Annotated in this window: 20 protein-coding genes; 3 read left to right on the top strand and 17 right to left on the bottom strand. The window is 59.3% G+C overall.

All coding sequences use genetic code 11. From position 1 onward, the window contains the following. From HA46_RS13295 to HA46_RS13260, 8 genes are all read right to left on the bottom strand, one after another. Positions 1–657 (bottom strand): DUF3313 domain-containing protein, encoded by a 657-nt coding sequence (locus HA46_RS13295; protein ID WP_033789217.1) that lies wholly within the window; start codon positions 655–657, stop codon positions 1–3. A gap of 108 nt (positions 658–765) precedes the next feature. Continuing rightward, positions 766–1,401 (bottom strand): carbonic anhydrase, encoded by a 636-nt coding sequence (locus HA46_RS13290; RefSeq protein WP_033751938.1) that lies wholly within the window; start codon positions 1,399–1,401, stop codon positions 766–768. 444 nt (positions 1,402–1,845) lie between these two features. Further along, the gene (locus tag HA46_RS13285) at positions 1,846–2,295 is read right to left on the bottom strand and encodes a DUF4385 domain-containing protein (protein WP_033751401.1); all 450 of its coding nucleotides are present in this window, start codon (positions 2,293–2,295) and stop codon (positions 1,846–1,848) included. Continuing rightward, entirely contained in the window at positions 2,292–3,197 is a 906-nt protein-coding gene (gsiD, locus tag HA46_RS13280) for a glutathione ABC transporter permease GsiD (RefSeq protein ID WP_033789216.1), read from the bottom strand. The genes HA46_RS13285 and gsiD overlap by 4 nt, the downstream gene beginning before the upstream one ends. A 9-nt stretch (positions 3,198–3,206) precedes the next feature. Then, positions 3,207–4,127, bottom strand: coding sequence for a glutathione ABC transporter permease GsiC (gsiC, locus tag HA46_RS13275; RefSeq protein WP_033751407.1), 921 nt, complete (start codon positions 4,125–4,127; stop codon positions 3,207–3,209). Positions 4,128–4,176: 49 nt separating this feature from the next. Further along, the gene (gene gsiB / locus HA46_RS13270) at positions 4,177–5,712 is read right to left on the bottom strand and encodes a glutathione ABC transporter substrate-binding protein GsiB (RefSeq protein ID WP_084884784.1); all 1,536 of its coding nucleotides are present in this window, start codon (positions 5,710–5,712) and stop codon (positions 4,177–4,179) included. Positions 5,713–5,750: 38 nt separating this feature from the next. Then, positions 5,751–7,598 (bottom strand): glutathione ABC transporter ATP-binding protein GsiA, encoded by a 1,848-nt coding sequence (gene gsiA / locus HA46_RS13265; RefSeq protein ID WP_084884782.1) that lies wholly within the window; start codon positions 7,596–7,598, stop codon positions 5,751–5,753. Between the two features lie 9 nt (positions 7,599–7,607). Next, a complete protein-coding gene (locus HA46_RS13260; RefSeq protein WP_033789209.1) occupies positions 7,608–8,567 on the bottom strand; it encodes an isoaspartyl peptidase/L-asparaginase family protein in 960 nt (319 codons plus the stop codon). Positions 8,568–8,792: 225 nt separating this feature from the next. Here HA46_RS13260 and moeA point away from each other — a divergent pair, with 225 nt between their 5' ends. Then, on the top strand, positions 8,793–10,028 hold the full coding sequence (gene moeA / locus HA46_RS13255) for a molybdopterin molybdotransferase MoeA (protein ID WP_084884821.1): 1,236 nt from the start codon (positions 8,793–8,795) through the stop codon (positions 10,026–10,028). Further along, positions 10,028–10,780, top strand: a complete 753-nt coding sequence (gene moeB, locus HA46_RS13250) for a molybdopterin-synthase adenylyltransferase MoeB (protein WP_084884780.1) — start codon at positions 10,028–10,030, stop codon at positions 10,778–10,780. Before moeA ends, moeB begins: the two co-directional genes overlap by 1 nt. Positions 10,781–11,013: 233 nt before the next feature. Here the strand turns inward: moeB and HA46_RS13245 are convergent, their stop codons facing one another. From HA46_RS13245 to mntR, 8 genes are all read right to left on the bottom strand, one after another. Next, on the bottom strand, positions 11,014–12,606 hold the full coding sequence (locus tag HA46_RS13245) for an ABC-F family ATPase (RefSeq protein ID WP_084884778.1): 1,593 nt from the start codon (positions 12,604–12,606) through the stop codon (positions 11,014–11,016). Between the two features lie 175 nt (positions 12,607–12,781). Further along, positions 12,782–13,183 carry an H-NS family histone-like protein gene (locus tag HA46_RS13240; RefSeq protein WP_033751426.1) on the bottom strand — a complete coding sequence of 134 codons (402 nt, stop codon included), beginning with the start codon at positions 13,181–13,183 and terminating at the stop codon, positions 12,782–12,784. A gap of 425 nt (positions 13,184–13,608) precedes the next feature. Continuing rightward, a complete protein-coding gene (locus HA46_RS13235; RefSeq protein WP_084884776.1) occupies positions 13,609–15,093 on the bottom strand; it encodes a sugar porter family MFS transporter in 1,485 nt (494 codons plus the stop codon). Positions 15,094–15,372: 279 nt separating this feature from the next. Continuing rightward, positions 15,373–16,908, bottom strand: coding sequence for an efflux transporter outer membrane subunit (locus HA46_RS13230; RefSeq protein ID WP_084884774.1), 1,536 nt, complete (start codon positions 16,906–16,908; stop codon positions 15,373–15,375). A gap of 1 nt (position 16,909) precedes the next feature. Further along, positions 16,910–18,478: a DHA2 family efflux MFS transporter permease subunit gene (locus HA46_RS13225; RefSeq protein ID WP_033751435.1), complete on the bottom strand. Its 1,569-nt coding sequence runs from the start codon at positions 18,476–18,478 to the stop codon at positions 16,910–16,912. Then, positions 18,475–19,614, bottom strand: a complete 1,140-nt coding sequence (locus HA46_RS13220; RefSeq protein WP_033751438.1) for an HlyD family secretion protein — start codon at positions 19,612–19,614, stop codon at positions 18,475–18,477. Before HA46_RS13220 ends, HA46_RS13225 begins: the two co-directional genes overlap by 4 nt. Before the next feature lie 146 nt (positions 19,615–19,760). Further along, positions 19,761–20,870 carry an SLC13 family permease gene (locus HA46_RS13215; RefSeq protein ID WP_084884771.1) on the bottom strand — a complete coding sequence of 370 codons (1,110 nt, stop codon included), beginning with the start codon at positions 20,868–20,870 and terminating at the stop codon, positions 19,761–19,763. 17 nt (positions 20,871–20,887) lie between these two features. After that, positions 20,888–21,349: a manganese-binding transcriptional regulator MntR gene (mntR, locus tag HA46_RS13210; protein WP_033789194.1), complete on the bottom strand. Its 462-nt coding sequence runs from the start codon at positions 21,347–21,349 to the stop codon at positions 20,888–20,890. Positions 21,350–21,615: 266 nt separating this feature from the next. Here mntR and HA46_RS21335 point away from each other — a divergent pair, with 266 nt between their 5' ends. Further along, on the top strand, positions 21,616–21,810 hold the full coding sequence (locus HA46_RS21335) for a hypothetical protein (RefSeq protein ID WP_033789192.1): 195 nt from the start codon (positions 21,616–21,618) through the stop codon (positions 21,808–21,810). Between the two features lie 191 nt (positions 21,811–22,001). Here HA46_RS21335 and ompX read toward each other — a convergent pair whose 3' ends face one another. Beyond that, positions 22,002–22,514, bottom strand: a complete 513-nt coding sequence (gene ompX, locus HA46_RS13200; protein ID WP_033751446.1) for an outer membrane protein OmpX — start codon at positions 22,512–22,514, stop codon at positions 22,002–22,004. Positions 22,515–22,525: the final 11 nt, after the last annotated feature.

Here is a 22,525-nt window from a genome sequence, read left to right as displayed (position 1 = left end):
TCAGGGCGCGCTGAAGTGCACGGTGTCGCTGACCGTATCGTCAATGGCGCTTTTCACGTCGGCGTAGGTGATGGGCGCGCTGCTGTTGTTAATCGGCTTGCCGAACGCCTTGCGCACCACCTTAATCAGGGGCTTGCCGGTCTGGGCGTCGCGCGCCTCTATCTCCAGAAACAGCGCGCTATTCTGGGTGCGGTGGCCGGTGGCCGCCATGGTGCTGGCGATCACCGCCGCCACCGGCACCACCTCATAGAACTGAACGCCCTCGTTTTCCGCCGTCACGCCGGTAATGGCGCTGCGAACGATCAGCGTATGCGGGCCAGGCTGAGTCACGAGCTTTTTGCGTTCGCCAATCGCCGCTTTCAGACGAGAATCGGCGTAGCTGCGGATCTGATCCAGCGTCTGCTGGCTGACGCGCGCCGTCGGCTTAGCCGCCGGATAGTAAACTACCGGCGTATAAACTACCGAGGTATAGTCGCCGTCACGATAATCGGGCGAGATCCAGCGCAGCGTGGGGCGATCGCTGGCGGAGGTGGCGGGTTTAAGCTGGCTGTAGTCAGTGATAAAACCGGAATATTGCTGTTTATCGGCAACGTGCGAGGTGCATCCCGCCAGCAGCATGGCGCTCGCCATCAGGGTCAACAAGGAAATTTTGCGCATAGTCAGTTCTCAAGTGGAAACAGGACGTTAATAGCTTAGATAATCCATTGAGAACGCGCCGGGAGAAACAGAAAAAAACGCCCGCTGCGCGTGCGGCGGGCGGGAGGCTTACTCGAAGCAGGTTTCCGGGTTATCGGAGAGCGAGATAAAGCTCTTGCCGCCTTCGGTCAGGGCGATGATTTTGCCTGATTCGATATCGTAGACCCAGCCATGCAGGCGCACTTTGCCTTTACGCAGCGCCAGTGCCACGGACGGATGCGTCTTGATATTGTTCAGCTGGGCGATGACGTTCTCTTTGACCATCTCGTTCAGCTTCGCTTCCGGCGTCTCGTATTCGCGCTCTTCCACCACCGTTTTCGCCGCATCCGCATAGTGCAGCCAGTGATCGACCGCCGGCATATTGTCCATGCACTGACACGAGGCGATAGCGTTCATCGCGCCGCAGTTGGAGTGACCGCAGATGATAATTTCGCTTACGCCCAGCACCATAACCGCATATTCGATGGTGGCCGATACGCCGCCTGGCTCTGGCCCGAACGGCGGCACGATATTCCCCGCGTTGCGGATCACGAAGAGCTGGCCCGGCTCCTGCTGGGTTACCAGCTCCGGTACTAAACGGCTGTCGGAACAGGAGATAAACAGCGCTTTCGGATTTTGGTTCGACGCCAGGCTTTTGAAAAGATCCTTCCTTTCAGGAAACACATTCTGTTGAAAACTCAGAAATCCGTTAACGATCTCTTTCATCATTGCGCTCTCACATTATCCACTTAGTCGACTGCGGCGACAGGTGTCCGCAGCTGCCTTGTTATCTGCTTATTATTGAATTCACAGTAAATTTGAATTCAGTATTTAAGCACCAGGCCGCGCTAAACTCAACCCTGTTCTGATTATTGACAAATGCTGCGCCTGTGGCGGATGAGAATTTTCGCTGAAATTCCCGGCAGTTAGCCTCTAACCATCCGACCGCGACGTTTGCAGTTATTTACGTAACATATGGGCAGATCGCCGCCTTTTTACCCGGCAGAATCGCCGCTTATCTTACTGAAAAGACGCCATAATCCCCCTACAAACAGCACGGAAATTTCAGGCGGAACGCGACGAAAACGCGCACGCCATGGTCAGGTGCCGAATGAGGCCCGCGTCGGGTGAGATGGATAGCGAATTCAGCTGATAGCGGGCAAGATTGATTTAGCCGTACAGCTTCTGATGCGCCTGCTTGCGCGTCAGGTAGTCTTCATCTTCGCGCAGGCGATCCCAGTAGGCTTTGAAAACGGCCGCCGCAGCGGCCTTTTCTTCGTCGACGCCGCGCGGCAGCTCGTTGCCGTCGGCGTCGTACTTGCGTCCGCCCTTGTGATTGCTGTAGCGGCGCGCGCGGGTATACCCCATCTGGATGAACTTGCGCGCCATATCCATACCGACAAAATCATCCTGCGCGCGGTAGGCTTCAAACAGCTCCATGATCTTCGCCGCCGACGCTTCGGCAATCGGCACGGTGCGAAAGCGCCAGTGCGGCAAGATCTCGCTTTTATAAGGCTCCACCATCAGCACGCCCTGCTCGCCGCGCCCGACCTGATAGCGCTCCGGCTGCTTGCGGAAATCGATGGTTTTAAAGTCCTGCTCGTAATCGAATTTTTTCATGTCTTGAGTTTAGGATCGAGTGCGTCGCGTAGCCCGTCGCCAAGCAAATTAAATGCTAAAACCGTGAGAAAAATCGCGAGACTGGGAAAAATCGCCACGTGCGGCGCCAGCACCATATCGGCGCGCGCCTCGTTGAGCATCGCGCCCCACTCCGGCGTCGGCGGCTGCGCGCCGAGTCCGAGAAACGACAGGCTGGCAGCGGTAATAATCGAGGTGCCGATGCGCATGGTGAAGTAGACCACGACAGACGACACCGTGCCGGGCAGAATATGCCTGAGCAGAATGGTGGCGTCAGACGCGCCGATGCTGCGCGCCGACTCGATATAAGTCTGATGCTTCAGCACCAGCGTATTGCCGCGCACCAGGCGGGCGAACGCCGGAATGCTGAAAATTGCCACCGCGATAATCACGTTGCTCATGCCGCTGCCCATAATCGCCACCACCGCAATCGCCAGCAGAATGCCGGGAAACGCGAACAGCACGTCGCAAATGCGCATGGTGACGCGATCCCAGACCCCCTCGTAGTAGCCCGCCAGCAGGCCGAAGAAGGTGCCGATGGCCGCGCCGATGGCCACTGAAAAGAAGCCGGCGATCAGCGAAATGCGGGTGCCAACCAGCACGCGGCTAAAGATATCGCGACCCAGCGCATCGACGCCGAACCAGTGCATCAGCGAAGGTCCCTGATTGAGCCGGTCATAATCGAAATAGTTCTCAGCGTCGAACGGCGCGATCAGCGGCGCGATAAACGCCAGCACGATCAGCAGCAGCACGAACAGCCCGGCGGTCATCGCCACCGGCTGGCGGCGAAAGCGTCGCCAGAACTCGCTCCAGGGCGTTCGAACCCGATTTTCCGTCGTCAGCGGCAGGCTTTTCAGCACCGCTTCGCGTCGCCAGTTTTTCATTGCGACTCCTTACCTGTAGCGAATAGCGGGATTGATTGCCGCATAGAGCAGATCGACAATCAGGTTAATCAGGATGAACTCCAGCGAGAAGAGCAGCACTTCGGCCTGGATCACCGGGTAGTCGCGCATCTCCACCGAATCCACCAGCAGGCGGCCAAGGCCAGGCCAGTTGAAGACCACTTCCACTACGATCGAGCCGCCGAGCAGAAAGCCGAACTGCAGGCCCATCATGGTGACCACCGGGATCATGGCATTCCGCAGGCCGTGTTTGACCACCACCAGCGATTCGCGCACCCCTTTGGCGCGCGCGGTGCGCATATAGTCTTCCTGCATCACCTCGACGAACGAGGCGCGGGTAAAGCGCGCCATCACCGCCGCCACGGCGGCGCCCAGCGTAATCGACGGCAGAATATAGTGCCGCCAGCTGTCGGCGCCGACGGTCGGCAGCCAGCCCAGCTCCACCGAAAAAACCTGCATCAGCAGCATGCCGAGCGCAAAGGCGGGAAAGGAGATGCCCGAGACCGCCAGCGTCATGCCGAGGCGATCGGGCCAGCGGTTGCGCCACACGGCGGAGACGATGCCGATCGTCATGCCGAAAATCACCGCCCAGATCATGCTGGCCAGCGTCAGCCACAGCGTCGGCATAAAGCGGGTGGCTATCTCCTCGGCGACCGGCCGCTTCGACACCAGCGAATGGCCGAAATCGCCCTGCAGCGCATTCAGAATAAAGTGCCAGAACTGCTGCGGCAGCGGCTGATCCAGACCCAGCTCCTGGCGCACCAGCGCCACCACCGTGGCGTCGGCGTCCTGACCGGCGATGAGGCGCGCCGGATCCCCCGGCAGCAGGTGTACAAACAGGAACACCAGCACCGCGACAATCAGCAGCGTCGGGATCAGCCCGAGCAGACGTTTAATAAAATAGTTAAGCATGCGAAATCCTGCGCAGCGGCGGCCAGCCCGCGCGGGCTGGCCGATCGGGTTACTTCAGGTCGGCCTCGTCAAAGCTGAATGAGGTATCGGGCATCACGTAGAACCCGGTCAGCGACGCGGTGTTGGCGGAAACCAACTGCTCCACCACCAGCGGGATCCACGGATGGTCGTTCCAGATTTTATCCTGCGCGTCTTTATAGAGGCTGGCTTTGCGCTCGCGATCGGTGGTCTTCAGCGCATCGGCCAGATCTTTATCCACCTGCGGATTGCTGTAGAAGGCGGTATTGAAGATCGCCGGCGGCCAGGAAGTGGTGGCGAACAGCGGCGTCAGCGCCCAGTCCGCTTCGCCCGTAGAGGCGGACCAGCCGGTGTAGAACATGCGTACGCCGCTCTCTTTCTGCGCTTTGCTCTCCACTTCGGCGGCGCGCTGGCCGGCGTCCATCGCCGTCACTTTAACCTTCACGCCCACCTGCGCCAGCTGCTGCTGGGTAAACTGCAGCACTTTTTGCGCAGTGCTGTGGTTATGCGACGACCAGAGCGTGGTTTCAAAGCCGTTGGGGTAGCCCGCTTCCTTCAGCAGCTCGCGCGCTTTAGCCGGGTTATATTGAATCGCCGGGTAGCGCTGCGCAAAATCGATCGACGGCGGCACGATGCCGGTCGCCGGCGTCGCATAGCCGGCGAAGGCGACTTTGGTCAGCGCCTCGCGGTTGATGGCGTACTCCAGCGCCTCGCGCACTTTCGGGTTGTCGAACGGCTTCTGAGTAACGTTCAGGCTGATATAGCGCTGCATGATCGACGGCGAGGTCACCACCTTCAGCTTCGCGTTCTTCTCCAGCAGTTTGGCCTGCTCGAAGGGGATCGGGAACGCGAAGTTCGCTTCGCCGGTCTGCAGCATCGCCGCGCGGGTGTTGTTGTCCACCACCGGACGCCAGGTGATGCTGTCGAGCTTCGGATAGCCCTTCTTCCAGTAGCCGTCCCACTTTTTCACCTTCACAAAGTCGGTCTGGTTCCAGGTCACCAGCTCATACGGACCGGTGCCGACCGGGTGAAAGCCGATCTCTTTGCCATATTTTTTCAGGGCGGTGGGCGAAATCATCGCGGCGGCCGGGTGCGCCAGGTTGTTGATAAAGGCCGAAAAAGGCTGCTTCAGGGTGATCTTCACCGTAGTGGGATCGACGGCCTCGGTGGTGGCGATATATTTAAACAGGTTATAGCGCTTCAGGTGATTATCGGGATTGCTGGCGCGCTCCAGGTTGACCTTAACCGCTTCGGCGTTAAAGTCAGTGCCGTCCTGGAATTTAATCCCTGAACGCAGCTTAATGGTGTAGGTAAGGCCGTCCGGGCTTGCCTGATAGCTTTCCGCCAGCACGTTGGTCAGCTTCATCTCTTTATCGAAGCCGAACAGACCCTGATAGAACGATTTCGCCACCGCCTGCGACAGCGTGTCGTTGGCGTCGTAAGGATCGAGCGTGGTGAAGTTGGACCCGACGGCGATAACCGCGTCTTTTGCCGCCCAGGCGGGCAGCGCCGCCATGGCGCTCATCACGCCCGCAGCCAGTAACCCTTTACGCATTGCGTTGTGCATCGTGTTCTCCTGTATCCCTGCTTAGTGTGATTGTGATGTCAGGTGCTGCTGATAGCGTGGCGCGCGACGAAATGGCCCGGCGCCACCTCCATCAGCGGCGCGACTTCAGGCTCGTCGCCCAGCGCGCGCACGGCGCTGGGTATTTCATCCACCATCAATGCGCGTTCGCGCCGACGATGCGCCGGATCCGCCACCGGCACGGCGGCCATCAGCTTGCGGGTGTAGGGGTGCCTCGGCTGCTCGAATACCGCCTGGCGCGGCCCCATTTCAACGATCTGTCCCAGATACATAACCGCCACGCGATGGCTGATGCGCTCGACAACGGCCATATCGTGCGAAATAAACAGGAAGGCGATACCGAATTCGCGCTGCAGATCGAGCATCAAATTGACGATCTGCGCCTGAATCGACACGTCAAGCGCCGACACCGACTCATCGGCGATAACCACTTTGGGATTGAGCGCCAGCGCGCGCGCGATGCAGATGCGTTGCCGCTGGCCGCCGGAGAACTCGTGGGGATAGCGCTGCGCGTGCTCCGGCAGCAGCCCCACCTTTTCCAGCAGCCAGGCGACGCGCTGTTCCGCCTCGCGGCGCGGCATCGCCTTATGCACCAGCAGCGGCTCCATAATAGAGAAGCCCACCGTCAGGCGCGGATCGAGCGAGGCGTAGGGATCCTGAAAGATAAACTGAATATCGCGCCGCAGATGCGCCAGCGCCGGGCCGGCAAGCCTGTCGATGCGCTGGCCGTTGAAGGTAATGGTGCCGCCCTGGCTCGCCACCAGCCGCAGCAGCGAACGCCCGGTGGTGGATTTGCCGCAGCCCGATTCGCCTACCAGCGCCAGCGTCTCGCCGGCGTAGAGATCGAAACTCACCTTCTCTACCGCGTGCACGCGACGCTTCACGCGGTTAAGCAGGCCGCCGCGAATATCGAAGCGCGTCACCAGATCGCGCACCTGCAAAATCGGATCGAGATCGCGACGCGCGGTGTCCTGCGGCGTCTCCGGCTCCGCCTGCCCGCCGGCGTGCAGCAGCGGAAAACGCGCGGGCAGCGGCTGCCCGCTCATCGCGCCGAGCTTCGGCACCGCCGCCAGCAGCGCCTGGGTGTAGGGCTGCTGCGGGGCGTCGAACAGCTGCTGCACCGGCGCGCTCTCCACTACGTCGCCGCGATACATCACCTGTACGCGGTCCGCCATTTCGGCCACCACGCCCATATCGTGGGTGATAAAAATCACCCCCATCTGCATCTCTTTTTGCAGCACGCGGATCAGCTGCAGGATTTGCGCCTGAATAGTGACGTCGAGCGCCGTGGTCGGCTCATCGGCGATTAGCAGCGCGGGACGGCACGACAGCGCCATGGCGATCACCACCCGCTGGCGCATGCCGCCGGAGAGCTGATGCGGATAGCGCGACAGCACCCCCTGCGCTTCGGGAATGCGCACCAGATCGAGCATGCGGCGCGCTTCCGCCAGCGCCTGCTGATGGCCTTTGCCCTGATGCAGGCGGATCGACTCGGCAATCTGCTCGCCGACGGTGAAAACCGGGTTGAGGGAGGTCATCGGCTCCTGAAAGATCATCGCCATATCGGCGCCGCGTACGCGACGCATCACGCCCGGCGCTGCGCGCATCACGTCCAGCAGCTCGCCGCTGCGGCGGCGCAGCAGTATATCGCCGCTAACCTCGCCGCCCGCCTGCTCAATCAGCCGCATCAGCGCGAGCGAGGTGACCGATTTACCGGAGCCGGACTCGCCGACGATCGCCAGGGTTTCGCCGCGCTGCACCTCAAGCGAGAGGTCGCGCACCGCGTGCGTCACGCGCCCTTCATGGCTGAAGCGCACGTTGAGATTGCGTACCGCCAGAACCTGCTCCGGCGCCATTTGCTGCGTCATGCCTGCTCCTTAGCCTTCGCGGTAGATGCCGACCTCAATCTCTTCGCCTACGCGCGCCACGCCGCGGTACATGCCTTCGCTGTTGAACGGCAGCGCCACGTTGCCGAAGCGATCGATGGCGATCAGACCACCGCTGCCGCCCAGCTCGGGAATGGCGTCGTGGATAACGTTAACGCACGCCTGCTGCAGCGAATGGCCGCCGTAGCGCATCTGCGCGGCGATATCGTAGGCCGCCAAAGTGCGAATAAAGACTTCGCCCGTGCCGGTGCAGGAGACCGCCACCGTATCGTTGCTGGCGTAGCAGCCTGCCCCCGGCAGCGGCGAGTCGCCGACGCGTCCCGCCTGTTTGTTGGTCATGCCGCCGGTCGAGGTGGCGGCAGCGAGGTTGCCCTCCGCATCGATCGCCACCGCGCCGACGGTGCCGAATTTACGGTCGGGATCGAGCGGGTCGTCAGATTTCGCCGCGCCGTCATGATCCAGCACCATCTCGTCGCTGGCCAGCGCGCGCTGCAGCTGCTCCCAGCGTTCCGGCGTTGAAAAGAAAGCGGGATCGACCTCTTCCAGCCCATTATCCCGCGCGAACTGCTCCGCGCCCGCGCCGATAAAGAGCACGTGCGGGCTCGCTTCCAGCACCTTGCGCGCCGCCAGCACCGGATTGCGCAGGCGCGACACGCCCGCCACCGCGCCTACCGCCAGCGTGCGGCCGTCCATTACGCAGGCGTCCAGCTCGTGCGTGCCCTGATGGGTGAAAACCGCGCCCTTGCCGGCGTTGAACAGCGGGCACTCCTCCAGCAGCCGCACCGCTTCGGTCACGGCGTCCAGCGCGCTGGCGCCCTGCGCCAGCATCTGCTGTCCCGCGCTGAGGATATCGCTCAGCGCCTGACGGTACGCCTGCTCTTTTTCTGCGCTCATTGCCGAGCGCGTAATGGCGCCTGCCCCACCGTGAATGGCGATGACTGCTTTGACCATAACGCTTGCCCTGTCCTTTTACCGGAGTGAAAACACTGATTTAAAATGGTTTTCAGCCAATTTAAATGATTTTTGACTATAGAAAGCCTGTCAGAGCTTGTAAAGGGGAAACTGGCGCGTCAGCCATAACCTTTTATTGTGGCTTATGCCGCGGCGGAAATGTGACTCCGCTGGCAATTAGCACCATAATAGTCAGCAACTGTCTTTACTCAGGTTGCTAATATGATGGAAAGCTTTACCGCAGGATTAATTTCTCTGGAAGAGGCGCAGGCGAAAATGCTGGCGCAGCTTCAGCCTCTGCGCGATCGCGTCAGCGTGCCGCTGGCGGAGGCGGCTGGCCGCATTACCGCCTTGCCGGTCACCTCGCCGATCGACGTGCCGCCGTTTGATAACTCGGCGATGGACGGCTACGCCGTGCGGCTGGCCGATATTCAGTCCGATCGGCCGCTGAAGATCGCAGGCAAAGCCTTTGCCGGCGCGCCTTTTGACGGCGACTGGCCGGCGGGCAGCGCGGTGCGCATTATGACCGGCGCGCCGGTGCCGCCGGGGTGCGAAGCGGTGGTGATGCAGGAAGAGACGCGCGAGGTCGAGGGCGGGATTGTGATTAACGCGCCGGTGCGTGCGGGCCAAAATATCCGCCTGATCGGCGAAGATATCCGTCGGGACCAGCCGGTGCTGGCGGCGGGCGTGCGCCTCGGCGCGGCGGAGCTGCCGCTGCTCGCCTCGCTCGGCCTTGCGGAGGTCAGCGTGCTGCGCAAGCTGCGCGTCGCGGTTTTCTCCACCGGCGACGAGCTGCAGCCGGTCGGCCAGCCGCTGGCGCCGGGCCAGATCTACGATACTAACCGTTTTGCCGTCTCGCTGATGCTGCGCAAGCTCGGCTGCGAAGTGATCGATCTGGGTATTATCAAAGATGATCCGCAGGCGCTGCACCGCGCCTTCGAAGAGGCGGATCGGCAGGCCGACGTCGTGATCAGCACCGGCGGCGTGTCAGTCGGCGAAGCGGATTTTACCAAAACCATGCTGGACGAGCTGGGCGTCATCACCTTCTGGAAGCTGGCCATCAAGCCGGGCAAGCCTTTCGCCTTCGGCCGCCTCGCCAGCAGCTGGTTCTGCGGGCTGCCGGGCAATCCGGTTTCGGCCGCCGTCACCTTCTACCAGCTGGTGCAGCCGCTGCTCGCCGCCCTGACCGGCCAGAGCGAATCGCCGCTGCCGCCGCGCCTGCGCGCGCGCGCCGCCTCACGCCTGAAAAAATCTCCTGGCCGCCTCGATTTCCAGCGCGGCATCATGCGCCGTAGCGAGGACGGCGAGCTGGAAGTGCTCAGCACCGGCCATCAGGGCTCGCACATTTTTAGCTCTTTCGCCGCCGCCAACTGCTTTATCGTGCTGGAGCGCGATCGCGGCGCGGTCGAGCCGGGCGAATGGGTCGAGGTCGAGCCTTTCAATGCGCTGCTGGAGGGATAATGCTGCCTGAACTCAGCGATGAAGAGATGCTGCGCTATAACCGCCAGATCGTGCTGCGCGGCTTCGACTTCGACGGTCAGGAGAAGCTCAAGGCGAGCCGCGCGCTGATCGTCGGCCTTGGCGGACTAGGCTGCGCGGCGGCGCCTTGGCTGGCTGGCGCGGGCGTCGGCGCGCTGACCCTGCTCGACTTCGATACCGTCGCGCTGTCGAACCTGCAGCGTCAGCTCCTGCATCATGACGCGGATATCGGCCGCGCCAAGGTGGACTCGGCGGCGGAGAGTCTGGCCGCCATCAACCCACATGTTCAGATTGATACCGTTAACGGCGCGCTGGAAGAAGCGGCACTCGAGGCGCTGATCGCCGGGCATCAGGTGGTGCTCGACTGTACCGACAACGTGCAGATCCGCGAACAGCTGAACCGGCTTTGTCGGTCGCGTGGCGTGCCGCTGGTTTCCGGCGCGGCGATTCGCATGGAAGGCCAGATTAGCGTCTTTACCTGGCAGCCGGGCACACCCTGCTATCGCTGTATTAGCCGCCTGTTCGGCGAGCAGACGCTAAGCTGCGTCGAAGCGGGCGTGATGGCGCCGCTGGTCGGGGTGATTGGCGCCATGCAGGCGATGGAGGCGATTAAAGTGTTGACGGGCTTTGGCGCGCCCGCCGCGTCGCGGCTGCTGATGTATGATGCGATGAGCGCGGAGTTTCGCAGCGTGAAGGTGGCGCAGGATGCGCACTGCGAAGTGTGTGGTAAATAATAAAGGGGATAGCTTGCGCTATCCCCTTTATGCCCTCAATAAAGCTGTCTGCCTGTTTTGCGCTAACGCAAGTGGCGTGGACCGATCGCAAAGTCGCTTTACGCATCCCTGCTCGCTCGACCCGCGCCTTCCCTGGCGCGGGACGCTTTGCTCTTCGGTCCACGCCACCTGCTTTATGGCATTGTTATTCGTCTGCAATAACTGACAGGCCCTGCTCATCTCGCTGACAGCAATCAGTAAATACCCTGACTGCGCAGATAGTCTTCGTAGGTGCCGGTAAAGTCCACCACGCGGTCCTCTTTGATCTCCAGCACGCGCGTCGCCAGCGAGCTGACGAATTCACGGTCGTGCGAAACGAAAATCAGCGTGCCTTCATACATTTCCAGCGCCATATTCAGCGACTCGATCGACTCCATATCCAGGTGGTTGGTCGGTTCGTCCATAATCAGGATATTGGGTTTCTGCATCATCAGCTTGCCGAACAGCATGCGCCCCTTTTCCCCGCCCGACAGGACCTTCGCCGGTTTTTTGATGTCGTCGTGGCTAAACAGCAGGCGACCCAGAATGCTGCGCACCGCCTGCTCGTCATCCCCTTCCTGCTTCCACTGGCTCATCCAGTCGAAGACGCTCAGGTCGTCGGCGAAGTCGGTGGCGTGATCCTGCGCGTAATAGCCGATGCGCGCGTTTTCCGACCATTTAACGCTGCCGCTGTCTGGCTTAAGTTCGCCCACCAGCGTTTTCAGCAGCGTGGATTTACCAATACCGTTGGCGCCGATAACCGCCAGCTTCTCGCCCACTTCAAGCAGCAGATTGAGATTTTTAAACAGCGGACCGTTATCAAAACCTTTGGTAAGCGCTTCGACTTCCAGCGCATTACGGAACAGCTTCTTGTCTTGTTCAAAACGAATAAAGGGGTTTTGACGGCTGGACGCTTTAACTTCATCCAGTTTGATTTTATCAATTTGTTTCGCGCGCGACGTCGCCTGACGCGATTTAGAGGCGTTGGCGCTAAAGCGGCTGACGAAAGACTGCAGCTCGGCGATCTGCGCTTTTTTCTTGGCGTTGTCTGCTAATAAACGCTCGCGGGACTGGGTAGCCGCCGTCATATACTCGTCATAGTTGCCTGGATATACGCGTAATTCGCCGTAATCAAGATCCGCCATATGCGTACAAACCATATTCAGGAAGTGACGGTCGTGCGAAATGATGATCATGGTGCTTTCACGCTCGTTCAGCACCTGCTCCAGCCAGCGAATAGTATCAATATCCAGGTTGTTGGTCGGTTCGTCCAGTAACAAAATATCGGGATTTGAAAATAACGCCTGCGCCAGCAGCACACGTAATTTCCAGCCCGGCGCAATTTCGCTCATCGGGCCATAATGCTGTTCAACCGGAATGCCTACGCCGAGTAATAACTCGCCAGCGCGCGATTCGGCGCTATAGCCATCCATTTCGCCGTAAAGCGCTTCAAGGTCCGCGACTTTATAGCCTTCCTCTTCGCTCATTTCCGGCAAAGCATATATGCGGTCGCGCTCCTGCTTTACTTCCCACAATTCATGGTGACCCATGATGACGGTGTCCAGCACGCTATATTGTTCAAACGCGAACTGATCCTGCCTTAACTTGCCGATGCGTTCGTTGGGATCGTAAGAGACATTACCGCCGGTGGGCGCCAGATCGCCGCCGAGGATTTTCATAAAGGTAGATTTACCGCTGCCGTTTGCACCGATTAAACCGTAACGATTACCGCCGCCAAATTTTACGGAGATATTTTCGAACAGTGGCTTGCTGCCAAACTGCATGGTGATATTGCTGCTTACTAACACGGCATTGACCTTTATGGCTGAGTGAGGGAAAAAACGGCGGCCATTATGCCAGACATCGCCGTACGCATGCCAGCGCCAGGCGTGCGGCCTGAGGCAAGCCGCTGGCAGTGGGGGAAAAATAAAAAGCCGGTGGCTGTTCAGGCCACCGGCTCCCACTTGCAAGGATTGGGTAAATTTAGCCGATCAGGAAATCGTCAAGGCTTTTGCCGGAATCAAGCGCCTTTTTAATTGCCGCCGGAGTACGGCCCTGGCCGGTCCAGGATTTTACTTCGCCATTCTCGTCGGTATAAGAATACTTAGCGGGACGCGGCGCGCGCTTGGCGCGTTTTTTACCGGTTTCCAGCGCGCCCAGTAATTCGTTCGGGTCGATACCGTCAGCCAGCAGCATTTCGCGGTATTTAGAAAGCTTTTCTTCTTTTTCGCGGTTCTGCGCTTCTTCAGCTTCCACTTCTTCACGACGTTCTGTGACGACGACGGTTAATTTCTCCAGAATTTCTTCCAGATCGCTCAATGGCAGTTCGCGTGCCTGAGCACGTAATGTGCGAATGTTGTTCAGAACTTTAAATGCGTCACTCATTATACTATCCTTGACTAAGGGGTTTAATAAAACTGTAGCGACAAGATTACCCAATTCAGATAAAAAAATAAATTAATTTTCTACTCCAGAAAATTCCGAAGCGCGCAGGTAAAATTCCATAGCAGAAACTTAATGGAATTCTCAGTGTGTTATTAACGGTGAATTAACAATGCACCACCGGATAAAAGCGCGCGGCTGAAATCGTTTTCATTGAAGGTTGAAGGGCTTAATCGCCTGTAACCTGAGGATAAGAGGCGATATAAAGTGCTTTTTACATGATATTTTACAAATAGTGTCTGCCTGGATCATATGACGCCAGCCTGAGCGTTAAGCGTAAGCGAGCATGAAAAGGTTAATCCTCGGCACAAATGGATAAAAAAAAGCCGGCGCAGACGCCGGCTCAGATTCAAATTGATAACCTTTAATTATGATGTTTTATTTGCCGGCTGTCTCAGGGGTTCGCGCACAAACTCATCGTCGCTTGAGAGGGTTTCATGCAGATAGTGTTCAATCTGCTCCAGGCTGCGATTACGCGTTTCCGGTACGCATTTAATGACAAATATCGCGCCTGCAATCCCCACCAGCGCAAAGATAAAGAAAGCGCCTGCCAGACCGACGCTTGCCAGCAGCACCGGAAACATTAGCGAAATAAGGAAATTGGCGATCCACATAGCGAATACCGCGCCGCCCATAAAAATACCGCGCAGACGCGTTGGGAATATTTCCGACAGCAGCAGCCAGGTCACCGGCGACAACGCGCCCTGCTGAAAACTTAAAAACAGCAGCATGCCGAACAGCACCATATAGCTGCGCCACATATCCGGCTGCCCATTAACGGTTTCCGGCATAAACAGCGTCACCGCGCCGATAAAAACCAGGCAGGCGGTGCAGCCGAACTGACCAATCATGGTCAGCGTTCGCCGCCCCATTTTTCCCAGCAGCCAGATGCCGACAAAGGTCATTAACACTGAGATAACGCCGTTGGCGATTGTGGCGAACAGCGCCGCGCTGTCATCCATGCCGACCGCTTTCAGCATGGTCGGCGCGTAATACATGATGGTGTTGACGCCCGTCAGCTGCTGAATGACCGCAATACCCATACCGATCAAAAAGAGCTTAAACAACCAGGGTTTGCGCAGCTCGCTTAACCGCGGGCGCTGCTGCTGCTCTTCCGTTAGCGTCTCTTCTATTTCCGTCAGCTCCCATTCGACGTCCTGGCGAGCGCGGGTCCGCTCCAGCACCCGGCGCGCATCGGCCAGGCGCCCTTTCATCGCGTACCAGCGCGGCGTGTCTGGCATAAACATCATGCCGAAGAAAAGCAGTACCGCTGGCAGCGTCGCTACCGCCAGCATCCAGCGCCAGGTCGTTTCACCGCCCCAGGCGGCGTTGAAACCGGCATTGGAGATATAGGCCAGCATCTGGCCGGAGACGATCATCAGCTCCTGCAGCGTCACCAGCTGGCCGCGTCGGTTCGCTGGCGCGATTTCCGCGATATAGACCGGCACGGTGGCCGCCGCGCCGCCGACGGCGACGCCCAGCACCAGACGGAAGAAAATCATCCAGGCCACATCCGGCGCCATTGAGGTGCCCAAAGCGCCCATAGCGAAGATCACGGCCAACACCAGAATAATTTTTTTCCGTCCGGCCGCTGCCGCGAAATGGCCAGAGAGCAGCGCGCCAAAGGCCGCGCCAAACAGCAGGCTGCTGGTCACCAGACCGGTGGTAAACGGCGTCAGATGGAGTTCCGGGTCCATAAACAGCAGCGCACCCGAGATGACGCCGGTGTCGTAGCCGAACAGCAGCCCGCCAAGCGTAGCGACCACGGCAATGACTTTAACAAAAGGTTCGGTGCGGGCGTTGCTGTTCGGCCCTGAGGCTTTATTTAGCGTAAGGTAGGATTCTCTGGACATGTCTTCTCCCCATGGTGTGCAGATGTCCAGTGAAAATAGATTATTTCTATCGCAAACATAAAATATGAAATATTAATTTTGCGCGGTGAATCATAGGCTCCGCCTGTTTTTGCTTGATTGATCACATTTATGCGCCATCACCCTTTACCTGCCGGCATGAATCATACCCTCAGTAAAAGCCAGCCAGAGGGCAGAAAGAAATTTTTATTTCATTAATAAGGGCGCGGTTGCAGAGAGCGGCTGCGACAGATGCCGCAGCCGTAAGCAGAGAGAAAGCGATTAGCTGGCGCTGGCGGCCGGGCCGAAAACGTCGAACTGCGGCAGCGTAACCTTCTGATAGGTTTCCCAGCCGCCGCCCAGCGCTTTATAGAGCGCCACCAAATCGAGCGCGCTCTGCATGCGCGCCTGCGTGGCCTGCTCCTGCGCCTGCGCCAGCTGACGCTGCGCGTCCAGCACGTCGATAAAGGTCGAGATGCCCTGACGATAGCTGTCGCTGGCCAGATCGAAGGCGCGTTGTAGCGACCCGGTGGTTTCATCCAGCGCCGTGACCCGCGCCTGATCGGCGCGATAGCTCACCAGCGCGTTTTCCACGTCCTGCAGCGCGGTGAGCACGGTCTGACGATAGTCGAGCGCCGCGCTCGCCTGCTGGGCGCGCGCCAGCTTCACGCTGGAGACCAGACGGCCGCCCTGGAAAATGGGAATCGATAGCGAGGGGCCGACGGAATAGAAGTGGCTGCTCCAGTTGTCGAGATAGCTGATATCGGTATTGCGCACCCCGAGCTGGCCGGTAAGCGACAGGCTGGGAAAGAGCTGCGCCACCGACACGCCGATGTTCGCCGTCTGCGCGTGCAGCGTCGCCTCCGCCTGACGAATATCGGGACGACGGCGCGCCAGCGTCGCGGGAATGCCGACCGGCACGACCTGCGGCAAGGCGGGCATCGCTTTGGGGGTAAAAAGCTCGTTATCCAGCGCGCCGGGCGTTTTGCCCAGCAGCACCGCCAGCCCGTTCATCGCCTGGCGCGCCTGCGACTGGTACTGCGGCAGCTGCGCCTGCAGCGAACTGAGCTGCGCGCGCGCATTTTCCACATCGGTAAGCGGCGCCAGCCCGTTGCGCTGCTGGCTCTGGGTCAGCTCCCAGCTCTGCTGCGCCACCGCAATCTGCTGCTCCAGCGTGGCGACCGTCGCCTGCGCGCCGCGCAGCTGCAGGTAAGCGCGCGCCACCTCCGCCTCCAGCGAGACCAGCGCGTCGTTGCGCTGTTCAATAGCCGCCTGGGTTTGCGCATCGGCCAGTTCGACCTGACGGCGCACTTTGCCCCAGAGATCCAGCTCCCAGCTGGCGTCAAAGCTGCCCTGATAGAGCGTTACCGGCTGATCCAGGCTGCTGAGCTGGCTGGCGGTCTCGCTGTCCAGCTGGTCGGTGGCGCCGTTCGCTTTCAGCAGACCCTCCAGCCCCAGCTGCTGGCGCGTGACTTTCGCGCTGCCGTTCAGGCTGGGAAAGAGGCCGCCGCGCGCCTGCGCCAGCTCCTGCCGCGCGCCAGCGATGCGCAGCACCGCCTGCTGCAGCGTCAGGTTGCCCTCGACGGCGCGGTCAATAAGGCTGTTGAGCTGCGGATCGTTAAAGGTTTGCCACCAGCGCGTGTTGACGGCGCCAGGCGCGGTTTTCGACGCCTGCTGCGCGTCCATCAGGTGATAACCGCCGGGCAGCTGCGGCTTCGGCGCCTCGTAATCGGGGCCGACGGCGCAGCCCGCCAGCCAGAACGCCAGCGTCAGCAGGCTAAGCGGTCTCGCCAGCGAGCGTGTAGAGATAACCTTCATGTCAGTGTGCTCCTGCACTGCCTTCGCTCTTAATCGGCGACAGCAGCCAACAAAATGGAATCAAGATCAGGGCGACGATACTCAGGCCCGTAAAGACGTCGATGTACGCCAGAATGCGCGACTGCGCCACCATCTCCTGATAGAGCTGACCAGCCGCCAGCGTGGCGGGATCGCCCACCGCCGAGGTAAAGTCGCGGATCGCCTGCGCCCAGTGCTGCACGGTGATGTTGAACTGCTCATTCAGCGGCGTCATGTTGTGCACCATATGCGCCGATCGCACCTGCTCGCGCTCGGTGATCGCCGCGGTCGAGAGCGAGATGCCGATGGAGCCCGCCACGTTGCGGAACATGGTAAACAGCGCCGAAGCGTCGGCGTTGAGGCGCTGCGGAATAGTAATAAATGCAATCGTGGTCAGCGGCACGAACAGAAAGCCCAGCCCGATAGACTGCGCGCTGCGCATCAGCACCAGCGTTTTAAAGTCGACATCCGGCGTCAGGGTCGAGGAGTACATAAACGCCAGCGCCAGGCAGGTAAAGCCGAAGGCGATAATGTAACGCGTCTGCACGCGGGGCATCAGGGCGAGCACCAGCGGAATGGTGAGCACGATCAGGACCGCGCCCGGCGACAGCACCAGTCCCGACCAGGTGGCGGTGTAGCCGAGATCCTGCTGCGCCAGCTGCGGCAGCACCACGGAGCTGCCGTAGAGGATCATCGCCATGCCCGCCATCAGCAGCCCGGAGACCCAGAAATTGCGGTCTTTCATCACCAGAATATCCACTACCGGCTTACGGGCATACATCAGCCAGTAGACCGCGCCGACGATGCCGACCAGCGCCAGAGTGGCGAACAGCACAATAAAGTGCGAGGCGAACCAGTCTTCATCTTCGCCGCGATCGAGAAAGACCTGCAGGCAGCCCAGCCCCAGCGTAATCAGCCCAATGCCGATATAGTCGATCTTCAGCCGCCCTTTCGCCCACTTCCGCTCCCAGGGCGGATCTTCCAGCAGCTGGTAGATCGCCAGCACCGTCAGGATGCCGACCGGGATGTTGATAAAGAAGACCCAGCGCCAGCTGTAGTTATCGGTGATCCAGCCGCCCAGCGTCGGCCCGATAACGGGCGCGACGATAATAGCGATAGAGGAGAGGCCGAACGCTTTGCCGCGATCTTCCGGCTTAAAGTAGTCGAGCAGTACCGACTGCTGCACCGGCTGCAGGCCGCCGCCGAAAAAGCCCTGCAGCACGCGGAACAGGATGATTTGCCATAGCTCGGTGGCGATACCGCACAGGAACGAGCAGACGGTGAACATCACGATGCAGATCAGGAAGAACTGCTTACGGCCGAAAAGGCGGCTGAAAAAGGCGGAGATCGGCAGTACGATGCCGTTCGCTACCAGATAAGAGGTTAGCACCCAGGTGGATTCGTCGTAGCTGGAGGAGAGCGAACCGGCAATATGAGGCAGCGCCACGTTAACGATGGTGGTGTCCAGGATCTCCATAAACACCGCCAGCGTGACGGTCACCGCCACCAGCCAGGGATTGCTGGAAGGTTGCCAGCTCTGCGCCTGACTCATTCCACGGTGACCTTAGGTTCTACCGACAGGCCGAGCGGCAGCGGATGGTTCGGATCCAGCCCTTTGTCGATAACGATTTTCACCGGAACGCGCTGGACAATCTTCACGTAGTTGCCGGTAGCGTTCTCCGCCGGGAAGGTAGAAAAGCGCGAACCCGAGCCCATCTGAATGCTGTCGACATGCCCTTCCAGCTCCATATCGGGCCAGGCATCGACGCTAATCGCCACTTTATCGCCTGGATTCATACGCGCCAGCTGCGACTCTTTAAAGTTCGCGGTGATCCAGATATCGGGCGACACCAGCGAAAACAGCGAACTGCCCGCCTGCACCAGGGTGCCGAGCTGCACGTTGCGTTTGGTGACGAAGCCGTCATACGGCGCGCGCACCTGGGTATAAGACAGATTCAGCTCAGCGGTATTCAACTGCGCCTGCGCCTGCGCGACCTGCTGCTGTCGCGCTTCTACGTTGGTTTCCTGCTGGCGAATTTGCAGCGCGACCTGCGAGGCGACTTCCACCTGCGCTTTCGCGCTCTGCAGCTGCGCCTGCGCCGAACGCAGCTGTGCGGCGGCGGTATCAATATTGCGCTGGCTGGTGGCGCGCGGATCGACGCCGCGCTGACGGCGATAGTCCGCCTCGGCGTTCAGCAGATTAGCCTGGGCTTTCGCCTGATCGGCCAGCGCCTGGTCGCGCTGTGCCGGATACTGTACTTTCGACAGCGCCAGCTGCGCCTGCGCCTGATGCAGCTGCGCCTGCGCCAGACCCAGCTGCGCTTTGGCCTGATCGCGCTGAGCCAGGGTATCGCGCGGATCGATCTCCACCAGCAGATCGCCTTTCCTTACTCGCTGGTTGTCCTTAACCAGCAGCTTCACCACGTAGCCAGAGGCTTTGGGCGCGATGGTGACCGCATCCCCTTCGGTAAAGGCATCGTCGGTGGTCTCTTCATTGCGCGTGCTGAACCAGAACCAGAAGCCGACGATCAGCATGATCACCACCACCACGGCGAGAATGATCAGCGGTTTTTTGCCGGGTCTTTTACGTTCTGGCTCATCGTTATTCTGGTCAGACTGCTCACTGGATGGATCCTGCTTTTTCTTCGCATCATCCTGATGAGATTCGCCTTTTTCATTCTCGCTCATAGTCAGTTCCGCATAGCTAACGCCCTAATTCCAGGGCATAAAAGGTCAGATAAACAGTAGATGGTAAACTGACATTTTCCAGCGTTTCTTGACCTTTCCCGACAAAAGAGGCACAACCTGCAACATTTTTTTAAGCGCAGCGGAAGTCAGTGCAGCAGGCGCAGCAGCAGCCAGCCGCTCAGCATCGACCAGGCGAGCATCGGTATAGAGAAGAGATGGAACTGCCACCACACGGCGCGGTCTTTCGCCATGCGCAGCGCGATCAGATTGGCGAGGGATCCGGGCAGCAGGCCAAAGCCGCCGATATTCACCGCCCAGGCGAGTACGTCGGAAGGCGGGATCTTCTGCAGCAGCAGAATGGTGGCGGGCACGTTGCTGATAACCTGCGACAGTCCGATAGCCAGCAGGTAAATTGCGCCGTCGCTGAAGTGCGACACGGCGTCGAAGTGACGCTGTACCACGGGCAGATGGGTGAGCAGGTAGACGTCGATAAACATGGCGATAAATACCGCCAGCAGGCTCCAGTCGATGGCGAGCAGCACCTTCCGCGCCATCACCAGATAGCAGCCCATAATCAGCAGCAGCGCCCAGCCGGTCATCTGCCATTCCAGCGCGGCGACGAACAGCAGATAGAGCAGTACGCTGACGGCGAACAGCGGCTTTTGCCAGGCGCGCGTCTCGTCGCTGCCCTGCTTTTGAATATCGCGCGGCTTGAAACTGAACCACGTTAGCGCCAGCAGCGTCACCAGCAGCCAGAGCGCCAGAGGCGTCATTTGCCCGATAAACCCGGCTACGCTGAGTTTGCCGTGACTCCACAGCAGAATATTTTGCGGATTGCCCACCGGCGTCAGCAGCGATCCGGCATTGACCGCCAGCGCTTCAAAGATGATCAGCCGGGACAGAGGCAGGCGCGAATATTTACGCAGCGTCAGGGTCAGCGGCACCAGAATAAACAGCGCCACGTCGTTGGTCAGGAAGGTAGAAAGCAGCGCGGCGGCCAGCACCATAAACAGCGCCAGCGCGCGTTCATGGCGGAAGCGACCAATCAGGCGCGCGCCCAGCACGTCGAAGTAGCCGCTGATCTCCAGACCTTTGGTTAGCAGCAGCAGCCCCGTCAGCGTGACGATGGTGTGCCAGTCGACGGCGCCGGGCAGATCCGCCCAGCGGAAATTGGCCAGCAGCAGCAACACTGCGCCGAGCGCTAACAACAAATGCAGAATACGATCATGCAAAAAAGGGCGCAGCACGGTGAGCATGGTAGCGAGTCCGGTGATTAGTGTCGGCTTTCGTAAAACTTCTGGAAGACGGCGAGCGTTTCATCGCTGACGTGATGCTCGATGCCTTCGGAATCGCGACGCGCGGTTTCCGGGCTGATGCCCAGCGCAAGCAGAAAGGTTTCGACGATATGATGGCGAGCGCGGCTCTCCGCCGCCAGCTTCTCGCCCTCCCCGGTCAGAAAGACGCCGCGATAGGGAACCTGTTCCACCAGCCCAGCGCTGCTGAGGCGTTTCAACATTTTGGCGACGGTGGGCTGCGAAACGCCCAGGCGCGCCGCCATATCGACCTGACGCGCTTCGCCAAATTCACCGATTAAATCTGAGATCAACTCAACGTAGTCATCGATCAGTTCGCGACGATGCGCTTCGCGAACCTGTCGAAATCCTTCGACATGCTCTTCAACATCTTTCAGGGGTCCGGGCGACGCGGAGGCCCCACTTTTGGCACGACGACTCATTCAGCTTCCTCTTTATTATTCTCCGCACCCGCGCAGCGAGACGGATTTGCTGCGCTCATTGTAAACCAGGCACAAAGAAGCTCAAATTTTTCGTAAATAGCATTGGCTACAGGGTATAGCCAGTGCTATATTTGTCGATATTGTAGGCAAACGCGCAGACAATCAGGAGACGATCGTGCAGGATCCTTATCTGTTATTACTGCTTTTTCTCCTGTTTATCGCCGGCCTTTGCCTGCTATTACGACGTTACTGATTGGGAGGTCGATATGAGCACCCTGAAATGCTGTCTTGACTGCGGCAAATGCTTCCAGACTGAAAAACCGGCTTCATCCGCAACGCTGAAATCCTGGCTTTGCCTGCTGAGCCGCTCCCCGTTTTCGCTCCGCCTGATGCTGGTTGAAAAACTGCTGGGCGAAAAACGCAGCAGTCGCAGTTGCCCGAATCTTATCTGGCGCGGCTAACGCGCAACCTTTCTTATGCAGCCTCTGCTTTTTGCCTGGGCTGCTCTGCTGTTCGCCCTTATTACCCTTTAAACGTTATATCCCTTCCTTAGCGAAGCGATCGCCCCTGTCTGACAATGAGACATGCTAAAAAAGAGATAAAAAAAACGGCCGCAAAGGGCCGTTTTTTCTGCAACTGGTCTAAGCAAAACTTAGAAGCTGTAACCTACGCCAGCAATCCAGGTGCCAACGTCGACGTTACGGATACGGCTCTGCTCGTAACCCACGTCGATAGCGAACTGCTGGTACGGGTTGAACTGCAGACCGGCACCGTAGGAGAAGCCTACGTCGCTGGAATCAGAGTTAGAACGGAAAGTGGTTTCGTTCTGCTGGAATTTACCGTAGCCGATACCTACAACGCCGTAGATGCTCGCCCAGTCGTTCAGACGGTAAGCAGGACCTGCGGTGAAACCGTAGTACTGGCCTTTGTTGTACACGCCAGAATCAGTGCGATCTTTTTCGGTGTAGGTGAAAGAACCGATCCAACCCAGCGGGTTAGAGCCGTCTTCATAACGGTATTTCAGGTTGAAACCGTTCGCTTTGTTAGCCACGCCCTGATAGTCGGACTGAGCGTAACCGCCGGTGACTGTGCTCTGCGCCATTGCGGAACCCGCAGAAACTGCCAGAACACAAGCCAGTGCTGAAAGACATGCAATTTTTTTCATAACCACCTCAA

This window comes from Pantoea septica (genome assembly GCF_002095575.1).
GTDB classification, from domain to species: domain Bacteria; phylum Pseudomonadota; class Gammaproteobacteria; order Enterobacterales; family Enterobacteriaceae; genus Pantoea; species Pantoea septica.
This window is presented reverse-complemented; position numbering and strand designations above follow the sequence as displayed.

Coding starts and splice junctions, on each gene's coding strand:
- HA46_RS13295 (WP_033789217.1), bottom strand. CDS start 657: ATGCGCAAAATTTCCTTGTTGACCCTGATGGCGAGCGCCATGCTGCTG.
- HA46_RS13290 (WP_033751938.1), bottom strand. CDS start 1,401: ATGAAAGAGATCGTTAACGGATTTCTGAGTTTTCAACAGAATGTGTTT.
- HA46_RS13285 (WP_033751401.1), bottom strand. CDS start 2,295: ATGAAAAAATTCGATTACGAGCAGGACTTTAAAACCATCGATTTCCGC.
- gsiD (WP_033789216.1), bottom strand. CDS start 3,197: ATGAAAAACTGGCGACGCGAAGCGGTGCTGAAAAGCCTGCCGCTGACG.
- gsiC (WP_033751407.1), bottom strand. CDS start 4,127: ATGCTTAACTATTTTATTAAACGTCTGCTCGGGCTGATCCCGACGCTG.
- gsiB (WP_084884784.1), bottom strand. CDS start 5,712: ATGCACAACGCAATGCGTAAAGGGTTACTGGCTGCGGGCGTGATGAGC.
- gsiA (WP_084884782.1), bottom strand. CDS start 7,598: ATGACGCAGCAAATGGCGCCGGAGCAGGTTCTGGCGGTACGCAATCTC.
- HA46_RS13260 (WP_033789209.1), bottom strand. CDS start 8,567: ATGGTCAAAGCAGTCATCGCCATTCACGGTGGGGCAGGCGCCATTACG.
- moeA (WP_084884821.1), top strand. CDS start 8,793: ATGGAAAGCTTTACCGCAGGATTAATTTCTCTGGAAGAGGCGCAGGCG.
- moeB (WP_084884780.1), top strand. CDS start 10,028: ATGCTGCCTGAACTCAGCGATGAAGAGATGCTGCGCTATAACCGCCAG.
- HA46_RS13240 (WP_033751426.1), bottom strand. CDS start 13,183: ATGAGTGACGCATTTAAAGTTCTGAACAACATTCGCACATTACGTGCT.
- HA46_RS13235 (WP_084884776.1), bottom strand. CDS start 15,093: ATGTCCAGAGAATCCTACCTTACGCTAAATAAAGCCTCAGGGCCGAAC.
- HA46_RS13230 (WP_084884774.1), bottom strand. CDS start 16,908: ATGAAGGTTATCTCTACACGCTCGCTGGCGAGACCGCTTAGCCTGCTG.
- HA46_RS13225 (WP_033751435.1), bottom strand. CDS start 18,478: ATGAGTCAGGCGCAGAGCTGGCAACCTTCCAGCAATCCCTGGCTGGTG.
- HA46_RS13220 (WP_033751438.1), bottom strand. CDS start 19,614: ATGAGCGAGAATGAAAAAGGCGAATCTCATCAGGATGATGCGAAGAAA.
- HA46_RS13215 (WP_084884771.1), bottom strand. CDS start 20,870: ATGCTCACCGTGCTGCGCCCTTTTTTGCATGATCGTATTCTGCATTTG.
- mntR (WP_033789194.1), bottom strand. CDS start 21,349: ATGAGTCGTCGTGCCAAAAGTGGGGCCTCCGCGTCGCCCGGACCCCTG.
- HA46_RS21335 (WP_033789192.1), top strand. CDS start 21,616: ATGAGCACCCTGAAATGCTGTCTTGACTGCGGCAAATGCTTCCAGACT.
- ompX (WP_033751446.1), bottom strand. CDS start 22,514: ATGAAAAAAATTGCATGTCTTTCAGCACTGGCTTGTGTTCTGGCAGTT.